Source organism: Cupriavidus sp. 05N39 (assembly GCF_056397325.1).
Genome location: NZ_JBFTNE010000027.1, coordinates 1 through 15,458, shown reverse-complemented (window position 1 = coordinate 15,458; position 15,458 = coordinate 1). Strand labels below are relative to the sequence as shown.

10 protein-coding genes and 1 pseudogene are annotated in these 15,458 nt (G+C 68.0%); 2 read left to right on the top strand and 9 right to left on the bottom strand.

The annotated features are described in order from the left end of the window. Nucleotides 1-39: 39 nt before the first annotated feature. The 4 genes from pepE to AC1DN0_RS15030 form a co-directional block, all read right to left on the bottom strand. Nucleotides 40-795 carry a dipeptidase PepE gene (gene pepE, locus AC1DN0_RS15045; protein WP_441635959.1) on the bottom strand — a complete coding sequence of 252 codons (756 nt, stop codon included), beginning with the start codon at nucleotides 793-795 and terminating at the stop codon, nucleotides 40-42. Between the two features lie 34 nt (nucleotides 796-829). Further along, on the bottom strand, nucleotides 830-2,014 hold the full coding sequence (locus AC1DN0_RS15040) for an aminotransferase class V-fold PLP-dependent enzyme (protein WP_441635957.1): 1,185 nt from the start codon (nucleotides 2,012-2,014) through the stop codon (nucleotides 830-832). A gap of 52 nt (nucleotides 2,015-2,066) precedes the next feature. After that, nucleotides 2,067-3,656, bottom strand: a complete 1,590-nt coding sequence (locus tag AC1DN0_RS15035; protein ID WP_477145822.1) for an OPT/YSL family transporter — start codon at nucleotides 3,654-3,656, stop codon at nucleotides 2,067-2,069. Nucleotides 3,657-3,723: 67 nt separating this feature from the next. After that, nucleotides 3,724-4,458, bottom strand: coding sequence for an IclR family transcriptional regulator (locus AC1DN0_RS15030; RefSeq protein WP_477104598.1), 735 nt, complete (start codon nucleotides 4,456-4,458; stop codon nucleotides 3,724-3,726). Between the two features lie 199 nt (nucleotides 4,459-4,657). On the opposite strand from AC1DN0_RS15030, the gene AC1DN0_RS15025 reads away from it, so the two are divergent. Further along, complete coding sequence (locus AC1DN0_RS15025; protein ID WP_441635951.1) at nucleotides 4,658-7,519, top strand: hypothetical protein; 2,862 nt, start codon at nucleotides 4,658-4,660, stop codon at nucleotides 7,517-7,519. A 6-nt stretch (nucleotides 7,520-7,525) separates the two neighbouring features. On the opposite strand, the gene AC1DN0_RS15020 is transcribed toward AC1DN0_RS15025, so the two are convergent. The 5 genes from AC1DN0_RS15020 to AC1DN0_RS15000 all read right to left on the bottom strand — a co-directional run bounded on the left by AC1DN0_RS15020 (nucleotide 7,526) and on the right by AC1DN0_RS15000 (nucleotide 14,919). Continuing rightward, nucleotides 7,526-8,284, bottom strand: coding sequence for an IclR family transcriptional regulator (locus AC1DN0_RS15020; protein WP_477145821.1), 759 nt, complete (start codon nucleotides 8,282-8,284; stop codon nucleotides 7,526-7,528). 153 nt (nucleotides 8,285-8,437) lie between these two features. After that, the gene (locus AC1DN0_RS15015; RefSeq protein WP_276285969.1) at nucleotides 8,438-9,748 is read right to left on the bottom strand and encodes an MFS transporter; all 1,311 of its coding nucleotides are present in this window, start codon (nucleotides 9,746-9,748) and stop codon (nucleotides 8,438-8,440) included. Between the two features lie 402 nt (nucleotides 9,749-10,150). Further along, nucleotides 10,151-13,177 (bottom strand): c-type cytochrome, encoded by a 3,027-nt coding sequence (locus AC1DN0_RS15010; protein WP_477145820.1) that lies wholly within the window; start codon nucleotides 13,175-13,177, stop codon nucleotides 10,151-10,153. Continuing rightward, nucleotides 13,174-13,680 carry a (2Fe-2S)-binding protein gene (locus AC1DN0_RS15005; protein ID WP_441635946.1) on the bottom strand — a complete coding sequence of 169 codons (507 nt, stop codon included), beginning with the start codon at nucleotides 13,678-13,680 and terminating at the stop codon, nucleotides 13,174-13,176. Before AC1DN0_RS15005 ends, AC1DN0_RS15010 begins: the two co-directional genes overlap by 4 nt. A gap of 84 nt (nucleotides 13,681-13,764) precedes the next feature. Beyond that, nucleotides 13,765-14,919 (bottom strand): FAD-dependent monooxygenase, encoded by a 1,155-nt coding sequence (locus AC1DN0_RS15000; RefSeq protein WP_441635944.1) that lies wholly within the window; start codon nucleotides 14,917-14,919, stop codon nucleotides 13,765-13,767. 364 nt (nucleotides 14,920-15,283) lie between these two features. Here AC1DN0_RS15000 and AC1DN0_RS14995 point away from each other — a divergent pair. Then, a pseudogene (locus tag AC1DN0_RS14995) lies at nucleotides 15,284-15,458 on the top strand (Asp/Glu racemase); the annotation flags it as partial.

Sequence of the window (15,458 nt, the reverse complement as noted above, 5' to 3'; positions counted from 1 at the left end):
CTATTGCGTGTGGGGTTTCGCGCCGCGCGGCGCGGGAGGTCAGGTCCGGAAGTCTTGCCAGCCGTCCATGCCGGCCGGTCCGGTGATGCGCGACAGCGGGAAGGTCTCGCCTTCGCGCAGCGTCTCTACCTGGCCCTCGGCCGTGAAGTGCAGCGCATGGCGCTCGCCCAGCACCTTGCCGTTGCTGCCATCGGAGAACAGGGCCGAACCTTCCGGCAGCGCGAAGACTTGCTCTGGCGCGTTGATGTGCAGGAACTCGGCGAGGCGCTCTTCGCGGCTTTCGCCATTGTGGCCGGCGGGTTTGCCGCTGATGAAGTGCGGGTTGACCTGGAATGGCACCAGGCGCAGCGCGCGCAGCGAGGGCGGCTGCACGATGGGCATGTCGTTGGTGGTGCGGATGGTCGGGCAAGCCACGTTGCTGCCGGCGCTCCAGCCGACGTAGGGCGTGCCGGCCCGCACCTTGGCGCGGATCGCCTCGACGATGTCGGCGTCGTACATGCGCTTGAGCAGGGCGAAGGTATTGCCGCCGCCCACCGCGATGGCTTCGGCCTGTTCCACCGCGCGGCGTGCGTCGGCGCTGTGATGGATGGACTCGAGCGCGTAGCCCAGGCGCTCGAACACCGGTTTGACCATGCCTTCATATGTGTCGAAGCTGAAGCTCACGCCGGCGAAGGGGACGAACAGGACCTTGCGTGGCTCGAGCTTCAACAAGGTGTGGATCTGCGCGTCGGCATGTTCCAGGTAGCCGAGGTTGTCCTTGCGTGAGCTGCTCATCAGCAGGATGCGTTGATTCATGTCAGGTTCCGGTTGTTCAGTCGTGAAGGAAGGCTCAGGCGACGGCGGCGGCGATCAGCTCGGCCACGCGGTCGATTTCCTCATGCGTATTGAAGTAGTGCAGAGAGACCCGCGCCATGGTGGAGACGCCGTAGCGTGCCAGGATGGCATCGGCCATGAAGTTGCCCGCTTCGATGATGCATTGCTGCTGTTCCAGCGCGGCCACGATGCGGGCCGGGTCCACGCCGCGCACGTTGAAGGGCACGATGCCGATGCGGTCGGCGGCGTTGACCGGGCCATAGAGTTCGAAGCCGGGGATGGCGGAGAGCTTCTGCACGGCGTACGCGGTGAGGTTGCGCACGCGCGCTTCGATGGCGTCGACGCCGATGCGTTGCGCATAGCCGATGGCGCTGCCGAGGCCGAGGATGGCGGGCACGATGGGGCAGCCGGCTTCAAAGCGGCGTGCGCCCGGCACCAGCGACAACGCGCCGGTGGCGCGGTCATAGCTGCCGTTCCACCAGCCAACGAGCGCAGGCTCGATCGACTCGATCAGCGCGCGGCGTACATAGAGGAACCCCGAGCCCTCGGTGGCGCGCAGCGCCTTGCGCCCGCAACTGGCCAGAAAGTCGCAATCCAGCGCTTGCACATCGGAGCGCAGGATGCCCACGCTTTGCGCGGCGTTGACCAGGGACAGCACGCCGTGCGTGCGCGCCACTGCGCAGATGGCGGCGGCGGGCTGCACCGCGCCGGTGGAGTTGGGCAGGTGCGAGAAGGTCAGCAGCCGAGTGCGTGGCGTCACGGCGGCGGCAAAGCTGCCGGGAGACAGCAGCCCCTGTGCATCGGCTGCCACCATCTTCACCACGATGCCGTGGGTCTGCTCCAGGCGCTTCCACGGCAGCAGGTTACTGAGCATTTCCGTGTCGGCCACCAGCACTTCGTCGCCCGCTTGCCACGCGATGCCGCGCGCCACGATGGAGATGCTCTCGGTGGCGTTCTTGGTAAAGGCGATCTCGTCGGCCCCGGCGTTGAGCAGGCCGGCCAGTTGCGCGCGCACCGCTTCCACGCGGGCGTAGGTGGCCTTGCGGAAGGCCGGCAGGTAGATGCCCACGTGGCCGGTATCGAGCAGATAGGCGCGCACCTCGTCGAGCACGGCGTCCGGCGGCAGCGAGGCCGCCGCGGTATCGAGGTAGATGGTGGAGGCCGTCAACGGGGTGTCGGCGCGGATTGCTTGGATATCCATGAAACGTCTCGGGGTCGTGCAGGAAAAAGGGGGCTTCTTGCGTTGGCAGCGCTTACTTGCGCAGCTTGGTCACGGAGCCGAAGAAGCTGAACAACGCATCGCCCGCGATCACGCCGCCGGCGAAGGCGCTCATCGCCGCGATATCGCGCTCGCCCCGCAGGCGCAGCAGCACGAAGCGGATCAGCAGGCCGGCGAGTACCGCCCAGCCGGCCAGCGGCGAGGCGATCAGCATGCCGGTGGAAAGCAGGATGCCGAGCTGGCGCCTGGAGCCGCCCAGCAACTGCAGCAGCGCGCCGGGAATGGCCCAGATCACCAGGTTGCGTGCGATCTCGGCGGAGGAGCCGGCCTTGATCGACGCGGCGTAGACGCGGTCCACCGGCGGCAGCATGTTCTGTGAAAAGAAGGTCCCGTGGAACACGATCACCACCACCGCGGCGACGGCGAAGCCGATCATGGCGGCGAAGAACTGCTGCTTGCGCCCGGCGAGTTCCGCCTCCATGTCGCGGCCTTCGCCACGCAGCAGGTAGCCGGTCTTCAGGTCGTAGCCCATGTCGGCGAAGGCTGGGCCGGTGGCGGCGGAGAAGCCCACCAGGACCGCCAGCGCGGTCGGCGGGAAGCCGATCAGGATGCCGATGGTCAGCGTGATCAGCGCCACCGCGAAGGCCGGGAACCAGCCCGAATGCATTGCGGCGATGCCGACGATCAGCTCGTGCACATAGGCGGCGAACGCCGCGTACAGCACGAACACGACCAGCATGCCCAGCGACATGTCGGAAACATGGCCGGCCAGCACCGAGATCAGCAGCGCGATAGCCAGGTAGACCAGGAAGCCGCCCGACAGGATGCGGCTGGCGCGCGACGCCGGGACCTCGATGGTGCGCTCGTCGGCAGCCAGGGCGTTGCGCGACTTGTGGATTTCACGCGCGACCTGGAACAGCGCTACCAGCCCGGCGCCGATCATCAGGCCATGCGGGATATAAGCCTTGGCGATGTCGATGCCGAGCAGCGGCACCGAGTAGCCGCGCGTCAGCAGCCCCAGGCCGAACATGGTCAGCGCGGCGAGGTTGCCGAGAAAGGCCRCACCAAAGGCCGACATCGGAATGCCGAACCACGCGCCGCCCACGCCCACCGCGATGCCCAGGCCCAGGAAGGCCGCCTTGCGTCCGCCGCGGTCGCCCGCCCAGATCGCCTCCGCCGTGGCAATGCCCGCCGGCCAGGTGCCCGTGGCCGGGAAGATCTTGCTGCCGAACAGGAAATACAGCATGGCGCCATCGACGAACATGGCGATCACCGCGCCAATCAGCATCGGCGTGGCCAGCTCCGGCATGCCCATGGCGTAGGGCACGCCAAGCGGGATCATCAGCGAATTGGCCGCGCCGAAGGTGGCCGAGGAAATCGCTGTCTGCACCAGGTTCTGGCGCTCCAGCACACGGAAGCGCCGCGTGATTTCCAGCGGGATGCGCGAGAACACGATGGCGATCAGCGCGCCGATGATCGACGTATTGGCCGAGATCCCAAGCGAGACGATCAGCTGCATGCCGATCATCGCGCCGAACACCGACAGCCCTACCGTGACCAGCAGCAGGAAGGGTTCGGTGATGCGCGAGCGGGTGGCGGCTGTTGCCGCCAGGGGTGGGTTCATTGCTGCCGGGGCTTCCATGGTTCTACCTTTCATCATCTGTCCTGCCAGTGTTCTCCGCACGTTTTATTTAGCGGATGAAACCGGCAACCTCCTCGATTGGCCCCTTGGCCCGGCGCATTGCGTCCAGCAGGCGGGGTACGGCCTGTATGTCCAGTCTTTGCAGCGGCCCGGCGATGCCGAGCGAGCCGACCACCGCGCGCCTGTCGCGCGACCACAGCGGTACGGCCAGCCCGGCCACCGTGGCGGCGGCTTCCTCGCGGGTATGCGCCCAGCCGTCCAGGCGGATGCGCGCCAGTTGCGCTTCCAGTGCGTCCACTGCCTCGTCTTTCAAGCCGCCCGCGCGGTACACCTCGCCGCGGAAACCCTCGTCCTGGTAGGCCAGAATGGCCTTGGCATGGGCACCGGCGAACAGCGGGAAGCGCTGGCCCACTTCGATGGAAAAGCGCAACTGGTGCTGGCTCTGGGCGATATCCGTGCACAGCCCCTCGAAGCCATCGCGCCACGACAGGAAGACGGTCTCGCCGCTCTGCGCGGCCAGGGCTTCCAGCACGGGTTGCACCACTTCGCTGGGCGAGAAGGTGTTGCGGGTTGCCTGGCCCAGTTCCAGCCAGCGCAGGCCCAGGCCATAGCGTCCGGCGGCGTCCTGCACCAGGAAGCCATTGGCGGCGAAGGTGGCGAGCACGCGATGCACCACGGCGTGATGCAGCCCGGCGTGCTTGGCGAGTTCGCGCACGCCCCAGCTTGGCTGGCGCACGGTGAAGTGCGTCATCAGGCCGAGGGCACCGTTCAGGGTCTTGAGCATGGAAGCAGTCGGTGTTGCGGTTTTTGTGTCTCTATATAAGAGACAGTGTCTCTGTATGTGTAAAATGCTAGGCCTCGATGCGAGGCTGAACAATCAGGGTAAACACCGGGCGGGCAGGCTCCCGGGCACATGGCGTGCGGCCTTCTCCACGCCGTGGCGCCGCCTATACTTGGGCGGGGATCTGCAAGGGAGGATCGGCATGCCAGTCGAAGACCAGGCTTCCGGAGACGAGTTGGCCCGCATCGCGCGCCGGCGCCGGCAACTCGGCATTGCCAGGCGCATCCGCGATGGCGACGGCAACTGGGCCGTGGCGCTCTCCGGCGGCGGGATTCGCAGCGCCACCTTCTGCCTGGGCGTGATGCAGGCGCTGGCCAAGGCGCCGCCGCCGCCGGTGGCCGGCGCGCCCGGCGCGACACTGCATGACGTGAAGCGCGACGGCGGGCAGGCCGCTACGGCGGCGGCCATGCCGGATGTCATGCAGGACGCCGTGCAGGAAGGCGATGGCCCCGCGCCTGCTCTCACCGCGCCCCCGCCAGCCACCACCGCACTGCTTGGCCAGTTCGATTACCTCTCCACCGTCAGCGGCGGCGGCTACCTCGGCGCCTTCTTCTGCAGCCTGTTCGTGCCCGGCCGCCTGAAACCGGGAACGACGCCGCCCGAGGCCGCCGCGCTTGCCTACCGCACGCTGCGGCAGGAGCCGCCGGGGCGCATCCGCTCCTCGGTGTCCTACGCCGCCGACCCCGGCCGCGCCGCCGTGGCGTGGTTGCGCGAGAACGGGCGCTACCTGACGCCCACCGGCGCCGGCGATTCGCTCTACGCGGCGTCGCTGATGGTGCGCAACTGGTTTGCCATGCAATACGTGATCGGCAGCGCGCTGCTGTTGCTGCTGGCATTGCTGGCCCTTTCCCGCCATCTCGCGGTGGGGACCTGGCTCGACCTGGGGCGGCATGAGATGGATCTGCTGCACGACGCGCGGCAGGTGTTCAACGAGGGCGGCCTGGCGATCTGGTGGAGCGAGTTGCTATGGCTGCCGCTGGCCGCGCTGCTGCTGTTCGCGGTGCCGCCCGGCCTGGCTTACTGGCTGGTCTACCCGCGCGCCGGCGACGGGCGGCCGGCGTTGCGCTTCGATAGCCTCGCCACGCGCCTTGCCGCGCTGGCTGGCGTTGTCATGCTGGGGCTGGCCGCCTGGCTGCACAACCTCGGGCCGGGGCTGGTAGTGTCTTGCCTGCTGCTGGCCATCGCGGTGCTGACCTTGCTGGGCGTGGCATGCTGCTTTGTCCTGTGCCGGAGCCAGCCTGCCACCGTGCAGGCCTACCGCGTGCGTGCCACGCGCGTGCTGAGCCGTGCCGTCGGCGTGGCGCTGTGGCTCGCGGCGCTGGGCGTGGCGGATACCGTGGCGCGTACCTTCTACCTCTACACGCAGGCCACGGGCCACCCCTGGGGCGCGCTCGGTCCGGCGGGGATGCTGGGTGGCCTGGTCTGGCTGATCCGCTATGGCGCGGGCCTGCTCGATGGCAAGGGCAGCGATGGCAAGGGGGGGACGTGGCTGTCGCGGCTGCCGGTGTCGCTGTTGGCCGGCATCGCCGCCGCCGTGGTGGCGATGCTGGTTTTCGTCATGTGGTCGTGGCTGGTGTTGTGGGTGAGGTGGAATGGGCGCGAGCCGGTCGACTGGCTGGTGTTCGGCACGGGCTACACCGCGCCGGTGCTGTCCGTGCTGAGCGCGCTGGCGCTCGGGCTCACGCTGATTTCCGGGCGCTTCGCCGGCTTCCTGAACCTGTCCACGCTGCAGCAGTTTTATTCGGCCCGCCTGACCCGCGCCTACCTCGGCGGCTCCAACGGCCAGCGCTTCGCGCCCGGCAGCGGGGCGGCACCGGCGCAGCAGCACGCCAGCCAGCGTGCCAGGCTCAGCGTGGCCGAGCCCGAGGCCGGCGATGCGCTCAGCCTGAACACCTACTACGATCCCGCCATGCTGGCGCCGCTGCACCTGATCAACGTCACGCTCAACCTCACCGTGGATCCCGCCGAGCAACTGGTGCAGCGCGACCGCAAGGGCAAGCCGCTGTGCATCGCGCCCGGGCCTTTCATGTTGCCGCCCACGGCCACGCGCGCCGTGCCCGCCGATTCCTTCGTGCGCTTCACCGTGGACGGGCAGTTGTATTACCCGGAGACGCACAAGGCGGGCGGCAGCGAGCTGTCGCAGTCGCGCACGCTCGGCGACTGGATCGCTACCTCCGGCGCGGCGATCTCCACCGGGCTGGGCCGTTCCACCACGCTGGGCACGTCGCTGTTGCTGGGGCTGGCCAACCTCCGCCTGGGCACCTGGTGGCCGTCGTATCCGCTGGATGCCGGCAGCGCGCCGCGCGCCGGCGGCGCCGACCGCGACTGCGTGCAGGCGGACCGTGCCGGGTTGCCCTGGCTGGGCGGCTTTATCACGCTGTTCCGCACCCAGTACTACCTGGCCTGCGAGCTGAGCGCGCGCTTTCATGGCACGCGGCGCGGCTGGCAGTATCTGTCGGACGGCGGCCATTTCGAGAACACGGCCGTGTATGAGCTGCTGCGTCCCGAGCGCGGCGTGACGCTGATCGTGCTGTGCGATTGCGGGGCGGATCCCCAATACCAGTTTGGCGATCTTGCCAACCTGATCCGGCTGGCGCGCATCGACATGGAGCTGGAGATAGTGGTGGATACCGCGGCCGCCGGTGACGATGTGCTCGGCAACGCGTTCGGCACGCCGGCGGATTTCCTGCCGTCGGCGCGACAGGCGTCGAGCGAGAAATGCGCGATCCTGCTGAACGTCTTTCGTGCCGCCGACCCGGCTGCCACGCGCCGGCCGGTATCGCGCATCGTCTTGCTCAAGCCCTGCATGATTGGCTCGGCGCCGGCCGATGTGCAGCAGTATGGCGCCGGCCATCCCGGGTTCCCGCAGGAGCCGACCAGCGACCAGTTCTTCGACGAGGCGCAGTGGGAGAGCTACCGCGAGCTGGGCTTCGCCATTGGCCAGCGCGTCTTCGGCGGCGGGGCGCAGGGCGATGCGGTGGCGCACGCCCTATGGCTACACTAGGCTCGCTCAGCGTCCGAAGCCCACCACCTCTTCCAGCCGGCGGCTCGCTTCGCGCAGCGCATCCAGCATGCGCGRCACCGATTCCTCGTTCAGGCGTTGCTGCGGGCCGGCAATCGCCAGCGAGCCGACCACCTCGGTGTGGTCGCGCGACCATAACGGCAGGGCCAGCCCAGCCACGCTGGCGGCGGCCTCGCCGCGCGTATGCGCCCAGCCTTGCGTGCGGATCTCGGCCAGCTGCGGCTCGATGACGGCGGGATCGGGCGCGGCCAGCGCGGGCTGCGCCTGGTCGCGGGCATTCTCCAGCACGCGGGCGCGAAAGGCATCGTCCTGGAAGGCCAGGATCACCTTGGCGTGCGCACCGGCGTGCAAGGGAAAGCGCTGGCCCAGCTCGATCGAGAACCGCAACTGGTGCTGGCTCTGGACCATGCCCACGCACAACCCCTCGTGACCATCGAGCCACGACAGGAACACCGTCTCGCCGCTTTGCTCGGCGAGCTTTTCCAGCACCGGCTGTACCACTTCCGCCGGCGAGAAGGTCTTGCGTACCACCTGGCCCAGTTCGAACAGCCGCAGCCCCAGCGAATACTTGCCGCTGACCGCGTCCTGCACCAGGAAGCCATTGGCGGCGAAGGTGGCGAGCACCCGATGCACCACCGCGTGATGGACCCCGCTGTGCTTGGCCAGCTCGCGCACGCCCCAGGTGGGCTGGCGCACGGTGAAGTAGGTCAGCAAGGCCAGCGCGCCGTCCAGAGTCTTGAGAGTCATACGAATTTCCTGCTTTGCATGGGCAGCATGGTACGGATAAGCGGCGTGGGGCTCAATGTCTGCGCGGGGTTTGCTGCGGATTCATGCAAAAACGGCGGACGGCACCCACAGGTGCCGTCCGCCGTTCTCGGCGAAGCGTTCGCCGTACAGGCTTTACCGGTTGACCACCTTGGCCGGCATCGCCAGCACCAGGAAGCAGCTCGCCAGCAGGCAGCCCGCAAACAGGATCAGGCCCGCGCTTGGGCTATGGAAGGTGTCCTTCAGCCAGCCCAGCAGGTAAGTGGCCGCAAAGCCACCGAGGTTGGCGATCGAGCAGGCCAGCGCAATGCCGGCGGCGGCCGCGGTGCCGCTCAGGAAGGTCGACGGCAGGCACCAGAACACCGGGAAGGTGGCCACGATGCCCACGTTGGCCAGCGTCAGCATCAGCACGGTGGCGGAGGTGGAACCGGTGACGAAGGTGCTGCCCACCAGGCCGGCGGCGCCCGCCAGGATGGGGATCACGATATGCCAGCGGCGCTCGCGCGTCTTGTCGGAGTGGGCGCCGTTGAGCAGCATCGCGATCACCGCCACCGCGTGCGGGATCGCGGTCAGCAGGCCGATCTGCAGCGGGCTCGCCACGCCGGAGTCGCGGATGATGGTCGGCATCCAGAAACCGATCGAGTACGTGCCCATCAGCAGGCACATGTCGATCAGGCCCAGCATCCACACGCGCTTGTCGGTAAAGGCCGCCTTGAGCGAGTGGCTGCTCTCCACCAGCACGTCGGTGTCCAGGTTGCGCTGCAGGGTGCGCTTCTCGTCGGCCTCCAGCCACTTGGCGTCCTTGATGCCGTTGGGCAGGTAGAAGAACACCATCACGCCCAGCAGCACCGAGGGAATGGCTTCCAGGAAGAACAGCCATTGCCAGCCGGCCCAGCCGTGCATGCCGGCGAAGGCGGTCATGATCCAGCCGGAGATCGGGCTGCCGATCATGCTGGCCAGGGGCAGGCCCATCATGAACAGCGCAATGATCTTGCTGCGCTTGTGCGTGGGGAACCAGTAGGTCAGGTACAGCAGCACGCCGGGCAGGAAGCCGGCCTCGGCGGCGCCCAGCAGGAAGCGCAGCACGTAGAACTGCGTTGGCGTGTTGACGAACATGGTGGCGCCGGACAGCAGGCCCCACGTCACCATGATGCGGGCGATCCAGATGCGCGCCCCCACCTTTTGCAGCACCAGGTTGCTCGGCACCTCGAACAGGATGTAGCCCACGAAGAACAGCCCGGCGCCCAGGCCGTAGACCGTTTCGCTGAAGTGCAGGTCGTCCAGCATCTGCAGCTTGGCCAGCCCGACGTTGATGCGGTCGAGATAGGCGGCGAGGTAGCAGGCACAGAAGAACGGGATCAGGCGCCAGGTCACCTTGCGATAGATGTCTGGCTGCGCTGCCGCGGGTAGCACGCCCGCCGCGCCGTCTTGATACTGATACGACATGTTTACTCCTTAACTGTTTTACCGTTGTCTACCGTGTGGATGTCTTTGCCATCGCTGTCGCCGCTTGGGTGCTGTTGCATATGCAAGCAGCGGGCCAGGGCCTGTGCAGTGATGGATGTTCGATTTTTATGGTTTCCGGCGGGCTGGCCGGGATGTTACGCGCCGTCCTTGTGCAGGGGCGGCACCGCTTTCCTTCATCCGGCACTCATGTAGTGCCTTCTACATGAAGCGTTCAGCGTAAGCTACATGAAACAAGCTCGCAAGGGAGCGATGGCGGTTTTCTCCTCGGGGTTTTCCCGTGCCGCGCGGCAAGCGCGCGGCAGCGGGCGGCGGCAAGGTGGCTTGCCGCAGGAATTGACGGATCGGGGGCCTCAGGCCGGCCTGTTTTTGTTCAGTGCCTGCTTAATGAGATGGGGCTGCGCGCAGCCGCGCGAGCGTGTCGTCCACGTTTTCCCATGCGGGTTTGTCGGGGGCGAAGCGGGCGCGCAGGTAATGCACCAGCTGCGTCAGTTGGCGGTCGTCGAGGCTTTCGCCGAAGGCCGGCATATAGCCCAGTTCGCTTGCCGCCGGCGTGGGAATACCGTCGAGCAGCACGCGGATCAGGTTGTCGGGCTTGTCGCCGTGCAGGTTGGTATTGAGCGCGAGCGACGGCTTGATGCCGAACTGCCTGATGCCCTGGTCGCCCTGGTGGCAGACCGCGCAGGCATTCTGGTAAAGGCGCGCGGCAGGGCCGCCAAGCGTACGCGCCGCGGTGGCGCTGCGCTGCTCGAGCAACATGGCTTGCGCGCTTGCCGCCGCCGCATCCGGCCCGGTCTCGCCGAACGACGCCACATAGTGCGCGATGGCGCGCACATCGTCCTCGGGCAGCAGCGCCAGTTCTTCCACCACCGGCGCCATCGGGCCGGCGGCGGCGCCATGATGTGGCGCGTAGCCGGTGCGCAGGTATTCAAACAGCGATTGTTCCGTCCACGGCACCGGCGCATGCGAGAGCTTGCCCAGCGCGGGCGCCTCCCAGCCTTCGGCTTCGCCGCCGCCCAGGTAGAGGCGGCCGCCGCGTTCGGCGCCCAGCGCATTGCGCGGCGAATGGCAGGCGCTGCAATGGCCCAGGCCCTCGGCCAGGTAGGCGCCGCGGTTCCACTGCGCCGAGCGGGCCGGATTGGCCTCGAAGGGCTTGGCGCGGTGGAACAGCAGGTTCCATCCGGCCATCAGCGGACGCAGGTTGTAGGGGAAGGCCAGCGCGGTCTCGGGCGCCTTGGCGCGCACCGGCTCGGCGGCCATCAGGTAGGCGTAGAGCGCCTGCAGGTCGCCATCGCTGACCTTGGCGAAGGCGGTGTACGGGAACGCCGGGTACAGGTGCCGGCCATCGCGATGAATGCCCTGGCGCATGGCGCGCTCGAACGCCGCGTAGGACCAGTTGCCGATGCCGGTCTCGACATCGGGCGTGATGTTGGTGCTGTAGATGGTGCCGAACGGCGTATCCAGCGCCAGCCCGCCGGCATTGCGCACGCCGTTGGGTGCGGTGTGGCAGACCGCGCAGTCGCCCGCGGCGGCCACCAGCCGGCCGCGTTCGATGGTGGCGGCGGAATAGAAGCCGGCTTCGGGCGGGGCGACCGGCGCGATCGGCGCGCGCCACGGCATCGCGGTGGCGAACAGGCCGACGGCGGCGGTGGCGCCGGCCAGCAGCCAGTTGCGCTTGCGCGCGGCGCCTCGCTTGCTGGTGCCATCGGCACTGCCCTGCGCGGCAAGCGCAAGGCGGATACGTTCGCCGCTGAACGGCGGCTCGCGCAGGCGCACGCCGGTGGCGTCGAAGATGGCGTTGGCCACGGCGGGCGCGGCGGGCAGGGTGGCCGCCGCGCTGGTACCCAGCGTGGTGGTTGCCGCACCGAGTGCGCCGGCAATGCGTACCTGCGGCAACGGCACGGTGGCGAGCGCGGGCAGGCCGGCGTCGTGCCGTGCAGCCAATGCCGGTGCCGCTGTGCCCGGCCAGCTGTCGAAGGTGCCGCCGGCGATGAGTTGCTGTGCCGCCCGCGCGGCTTCCTGCTGCAAGGCCAGGGCGTTGCCCGCGCCTTGCTCGCCCGCATCGCTGTCATGGCCAAGCGTGACACCGGTCACGCTGACCTCGCCGGTGCTGGCATCGACTTCGACTTCGGCCACCCAGGCGGACCAGCTTTGCGCGGGCTGGCCCGCGTTGGCTTCGCCGGCTTCGATGGTGCTGGCATAGGCAAATCCACGCCCGCGCCGTACGTTCTGGTTCGCTTGCGTGCGTTCCCCGCGCGGCTGCCAGTTGGCTTGCGCCGCGACCCGGCGCACCAGGCCGGCCCCGCGCGCGTCGTCGAGGTGCCGCAGCCGCAAGGCCACCGGATCCTGTGCGCTGGCCGCCGCTACCTCGTCCAGGTGCGATTCATGTGCGAAGACATAGGCCCTTGCCGTCTGGCCAGGCGTGCCGGCGGCGCGCGGCAGGCCGGGCGCGCCGGCCTGCGTCACGCTCAGGCTGGCGAAGCGGTAGGGCGGCAGGATGGCGTCGCCCCTGGTTTCGTCGCTTGCGCCGGATGCATCGAGGTCAATCTCGCCRACCGGCGCCGGCGTTCCGGTCAGCCACAGGGCAAGCGGCGGGRCCGCCATCACGGCCGCGCTGCCGCGCGCATCGACAGCCGCATTGACAGCGTAAGCGGCGATCTCGCCATCGCCCGTCCACGCGCTCTCGATATGGGTATTCACCTGTGCCTGCGTGGCGCCCAGCTCATGCGCTTCCACGCGCACCCGGACCGTGCCGCCGGCGGCCTGCGCCAGCAAGGCGGCATCGGCAGCCGCATGATGGGCGTACAGCGCATCTTCGCCGGCGCGGTTGTTGTCGCTGTCCATGGCCTGCCAGCAGACCAGCGTGATGCGGTCTTCGCCGACGCCTAGCAGGGCCGCCAGTTCCATGCGCAAGGCCCCGGGGTTGCGGCTGGGCAGCCACACGCGCAGCGCGCCATCGCGCCAGTCGGCGACGGCGGTGCAACCTCTAGGTTGCAGCCCGGCAAGCGGCCATTGATAGTCTTGCGCGCTCCGGCCCGTGGCGTCCGCCATGGCCTGGGTGGTGTCACCGTGCGCGGCAAGCAGGCGGCGGGTGAGCGGCGCGCCTGGGGCCACGGGTTTGGGGGGTGCCTGCCAGCGGGCACGCAGCACGCCGGCTGCCTGCGCGGCCTGCTGCGCCGTGGCGGCGGCAATGCCCAGGAAATCGCCGCGCCGCACTACCGAAGCAACGCCGGGTAGTGCGCGCGCAGCGGCGTCGTCGCATTCAAGCAGCCGTGCGCTGCGCAGGCTGCCTGCGTGCCATTCCAGCACGGGAGGGCGTATCACGTGGCCTGCCAGCCATTGCCGCTCGGGCGGCGGCTGCCATGCCGTCACGCTGTCCTGGCCGATCACGAGTTGGTCGCGCCCGCTCATGGCGTGCCTTCCGGGGCGGCAGCCTGCCGCAGCAGCACGGCGGCGCGCCGGACCGCGCGCAGGATCTCCACATGCGTGCCGCAGCGGCAAAGGTTGAAGCGCAGTGCCTCGCGGATCTGCGCTTCGTCGGGGTCCGGGTTTTCCGCCAGCAGGGCCTTGGCGGTCATGATCATGCCGTTCAGGCAATAGCCGCACTGCGCCGCCTGTTCGTCGATAAAGGCCTGCTGCACCGGGTCGGGCTCGCCCGGCGCGCCCAGCCCGTCGAGCGTAGTGATGGCGCGCTGCGCCACCGCTTTCACGGGGATCACGCAGGAACGCGCCGCCACGCCATCCACCAGCACCGTGCAGGCGCCGCACTGCCCCAGCCCGCAGCCGTATTTAGGACCGTTGCAGGCCAGGTCGTTGCGCAGGATATAGAGCAGCGGCGTGCCGGGATCGACCTCGGCATCGAGCTGGTATGTGGTTCGGTTGACCCGGAGGCACAGGGGGCGGGGCGTGTTCATCGTGGGGCTGGGGGCGTTTTAGAACATCACTCGCGTGGCCGGGCGCCCGTTTGGGGGCGCCCGGCGGTCTTGCCGGGACGTGGCTCAGGCTGCGACGGCCACGCGCCCGGCTTCCACCAGTGGCACGCTGAACACATCGTAACCGAAGCACCAGTCCGGGTTCTCGTTGGTGCGCAGCCACGTGTTGTTGTGCGAAACCAGTTGCACCTTGCTGGCGCGCTCGGCACGGTTGGCCTCGTACAGCGCGAAGGCGGCGCCGAAGTCCGATACGCCGGTCTGGTCCAGGCAGCGCGCCAGCATGGCGGCGTCCTCGATGGCCATCGCCGCGCCCTGTGCCATGTGCGGCTTCATCGGGTGGCAGGCATCGCCGAGCAGCACCAGGCGGCCGCGGCTCCACACCGGCAGCGGATCGCGTTCCAGCAGCGGCCACTTGGTCACTTCCACGGTGCCTTCGATCAGCGATTGCACGCCTTCATGCCAGCCGTCGAACGCGGCGCGCATTTCCTCGATGCTGCTGGGCAGCCAGCTCTTGCTCATGTCCCAGGTGGGCTCGGGCACACCGGTCACGTAATAGATTTCGTCGAGCTTGCTGGTGTCGAAGTAGACCATCATGTGGCGGTCGTCGGACCACCACTTGGTGCAACGTTCGTGGGTGAAGCCTTTCACGCGCGAGATCGGGAACACGGCGCGGTGCGCCACGTAGCCCGTGTACTTGGGCGGCTCGGCGCCCAGCAGGCTTTCGCGGATGCGGGAGTTCACGCCGTCCGCGCCGATCACGATATCGGCTTCATCGACGGTGCCGTCGGCAAAGCGCAGGCGCACCACATGGCCCAGGTCTTCCACGCTGGCCAGCTTCTTGTCGAACAGCAGCGTGCCGGGCGCCACCGCTTCGGTCAGCAGGGCATGGAAGTCGCCACGGTGCACGGTCAGGTAGCTCGCGCCATAGTGCGACACGGCATAGTCGCCAAGCGGGATCTGCGCGATCACTTCGCCGCTTTGCCAGTCGCGGCTGTACCAGAAGTCCGGGTGGCAGCCCATGTTGTTGAGCGCATCCTCCAGGCCGATCCTGCGCATGACCTTCATGACATTGGGCCCGACGTGGATGCCGGCGCCCAGGCGCGAAAACGCCGGCGCCTGCTCATACAGCCTGACTTGATGTCCGGCGCGCTGCAGCAGGGCGGCCGCGACCGTCCCTCCCAGTCCGGCGCCGATCACTGCGATGCGTGGTTTGCCTTGCACGATGTTTCTCCTGGCGGTGTGATGTGGGTCTGAACAGGCCGTCTGGCCAATCGATGAATCGAGTGTACACACGAGAAATTTGCTTGTAAAGAAATGACATGCCACCCCTATGGAAAACCCTGATATCAAAGTGACTGAGCCGATTCAATGCCCATCATGCGTGAAAATACGCACCATTAAAGGGGTTGGTTCATTAAGCGGGCACTGAAATAGTGCCTATTCCTCCAGTCATGGTTTTGTTGTGCAAATAGCGTGTGTACACTACAATCGTTCGCAGGCTACGGAGACCATTGAAGGCTCCGGGCCGGCCGTGCAGGGCGCTGCCGCGAAGACGGGCGCCAGGGCGGGTGGACAGAACACATAGATGACGGAGTCGACAGTGCAGAAAATTTTCCGTATCGGCCAGATCGTGCCGAGCTCGAACACCACCATGGAAACCGAAATCCCCGCGATGCTGCTGGCGCGCCAGCAGGTGCGGCCCGAGCGGTTCACCTTCCACTCCAGCCGCATGCGCATGAAGAAGGTGGTCAAGGAGGAAC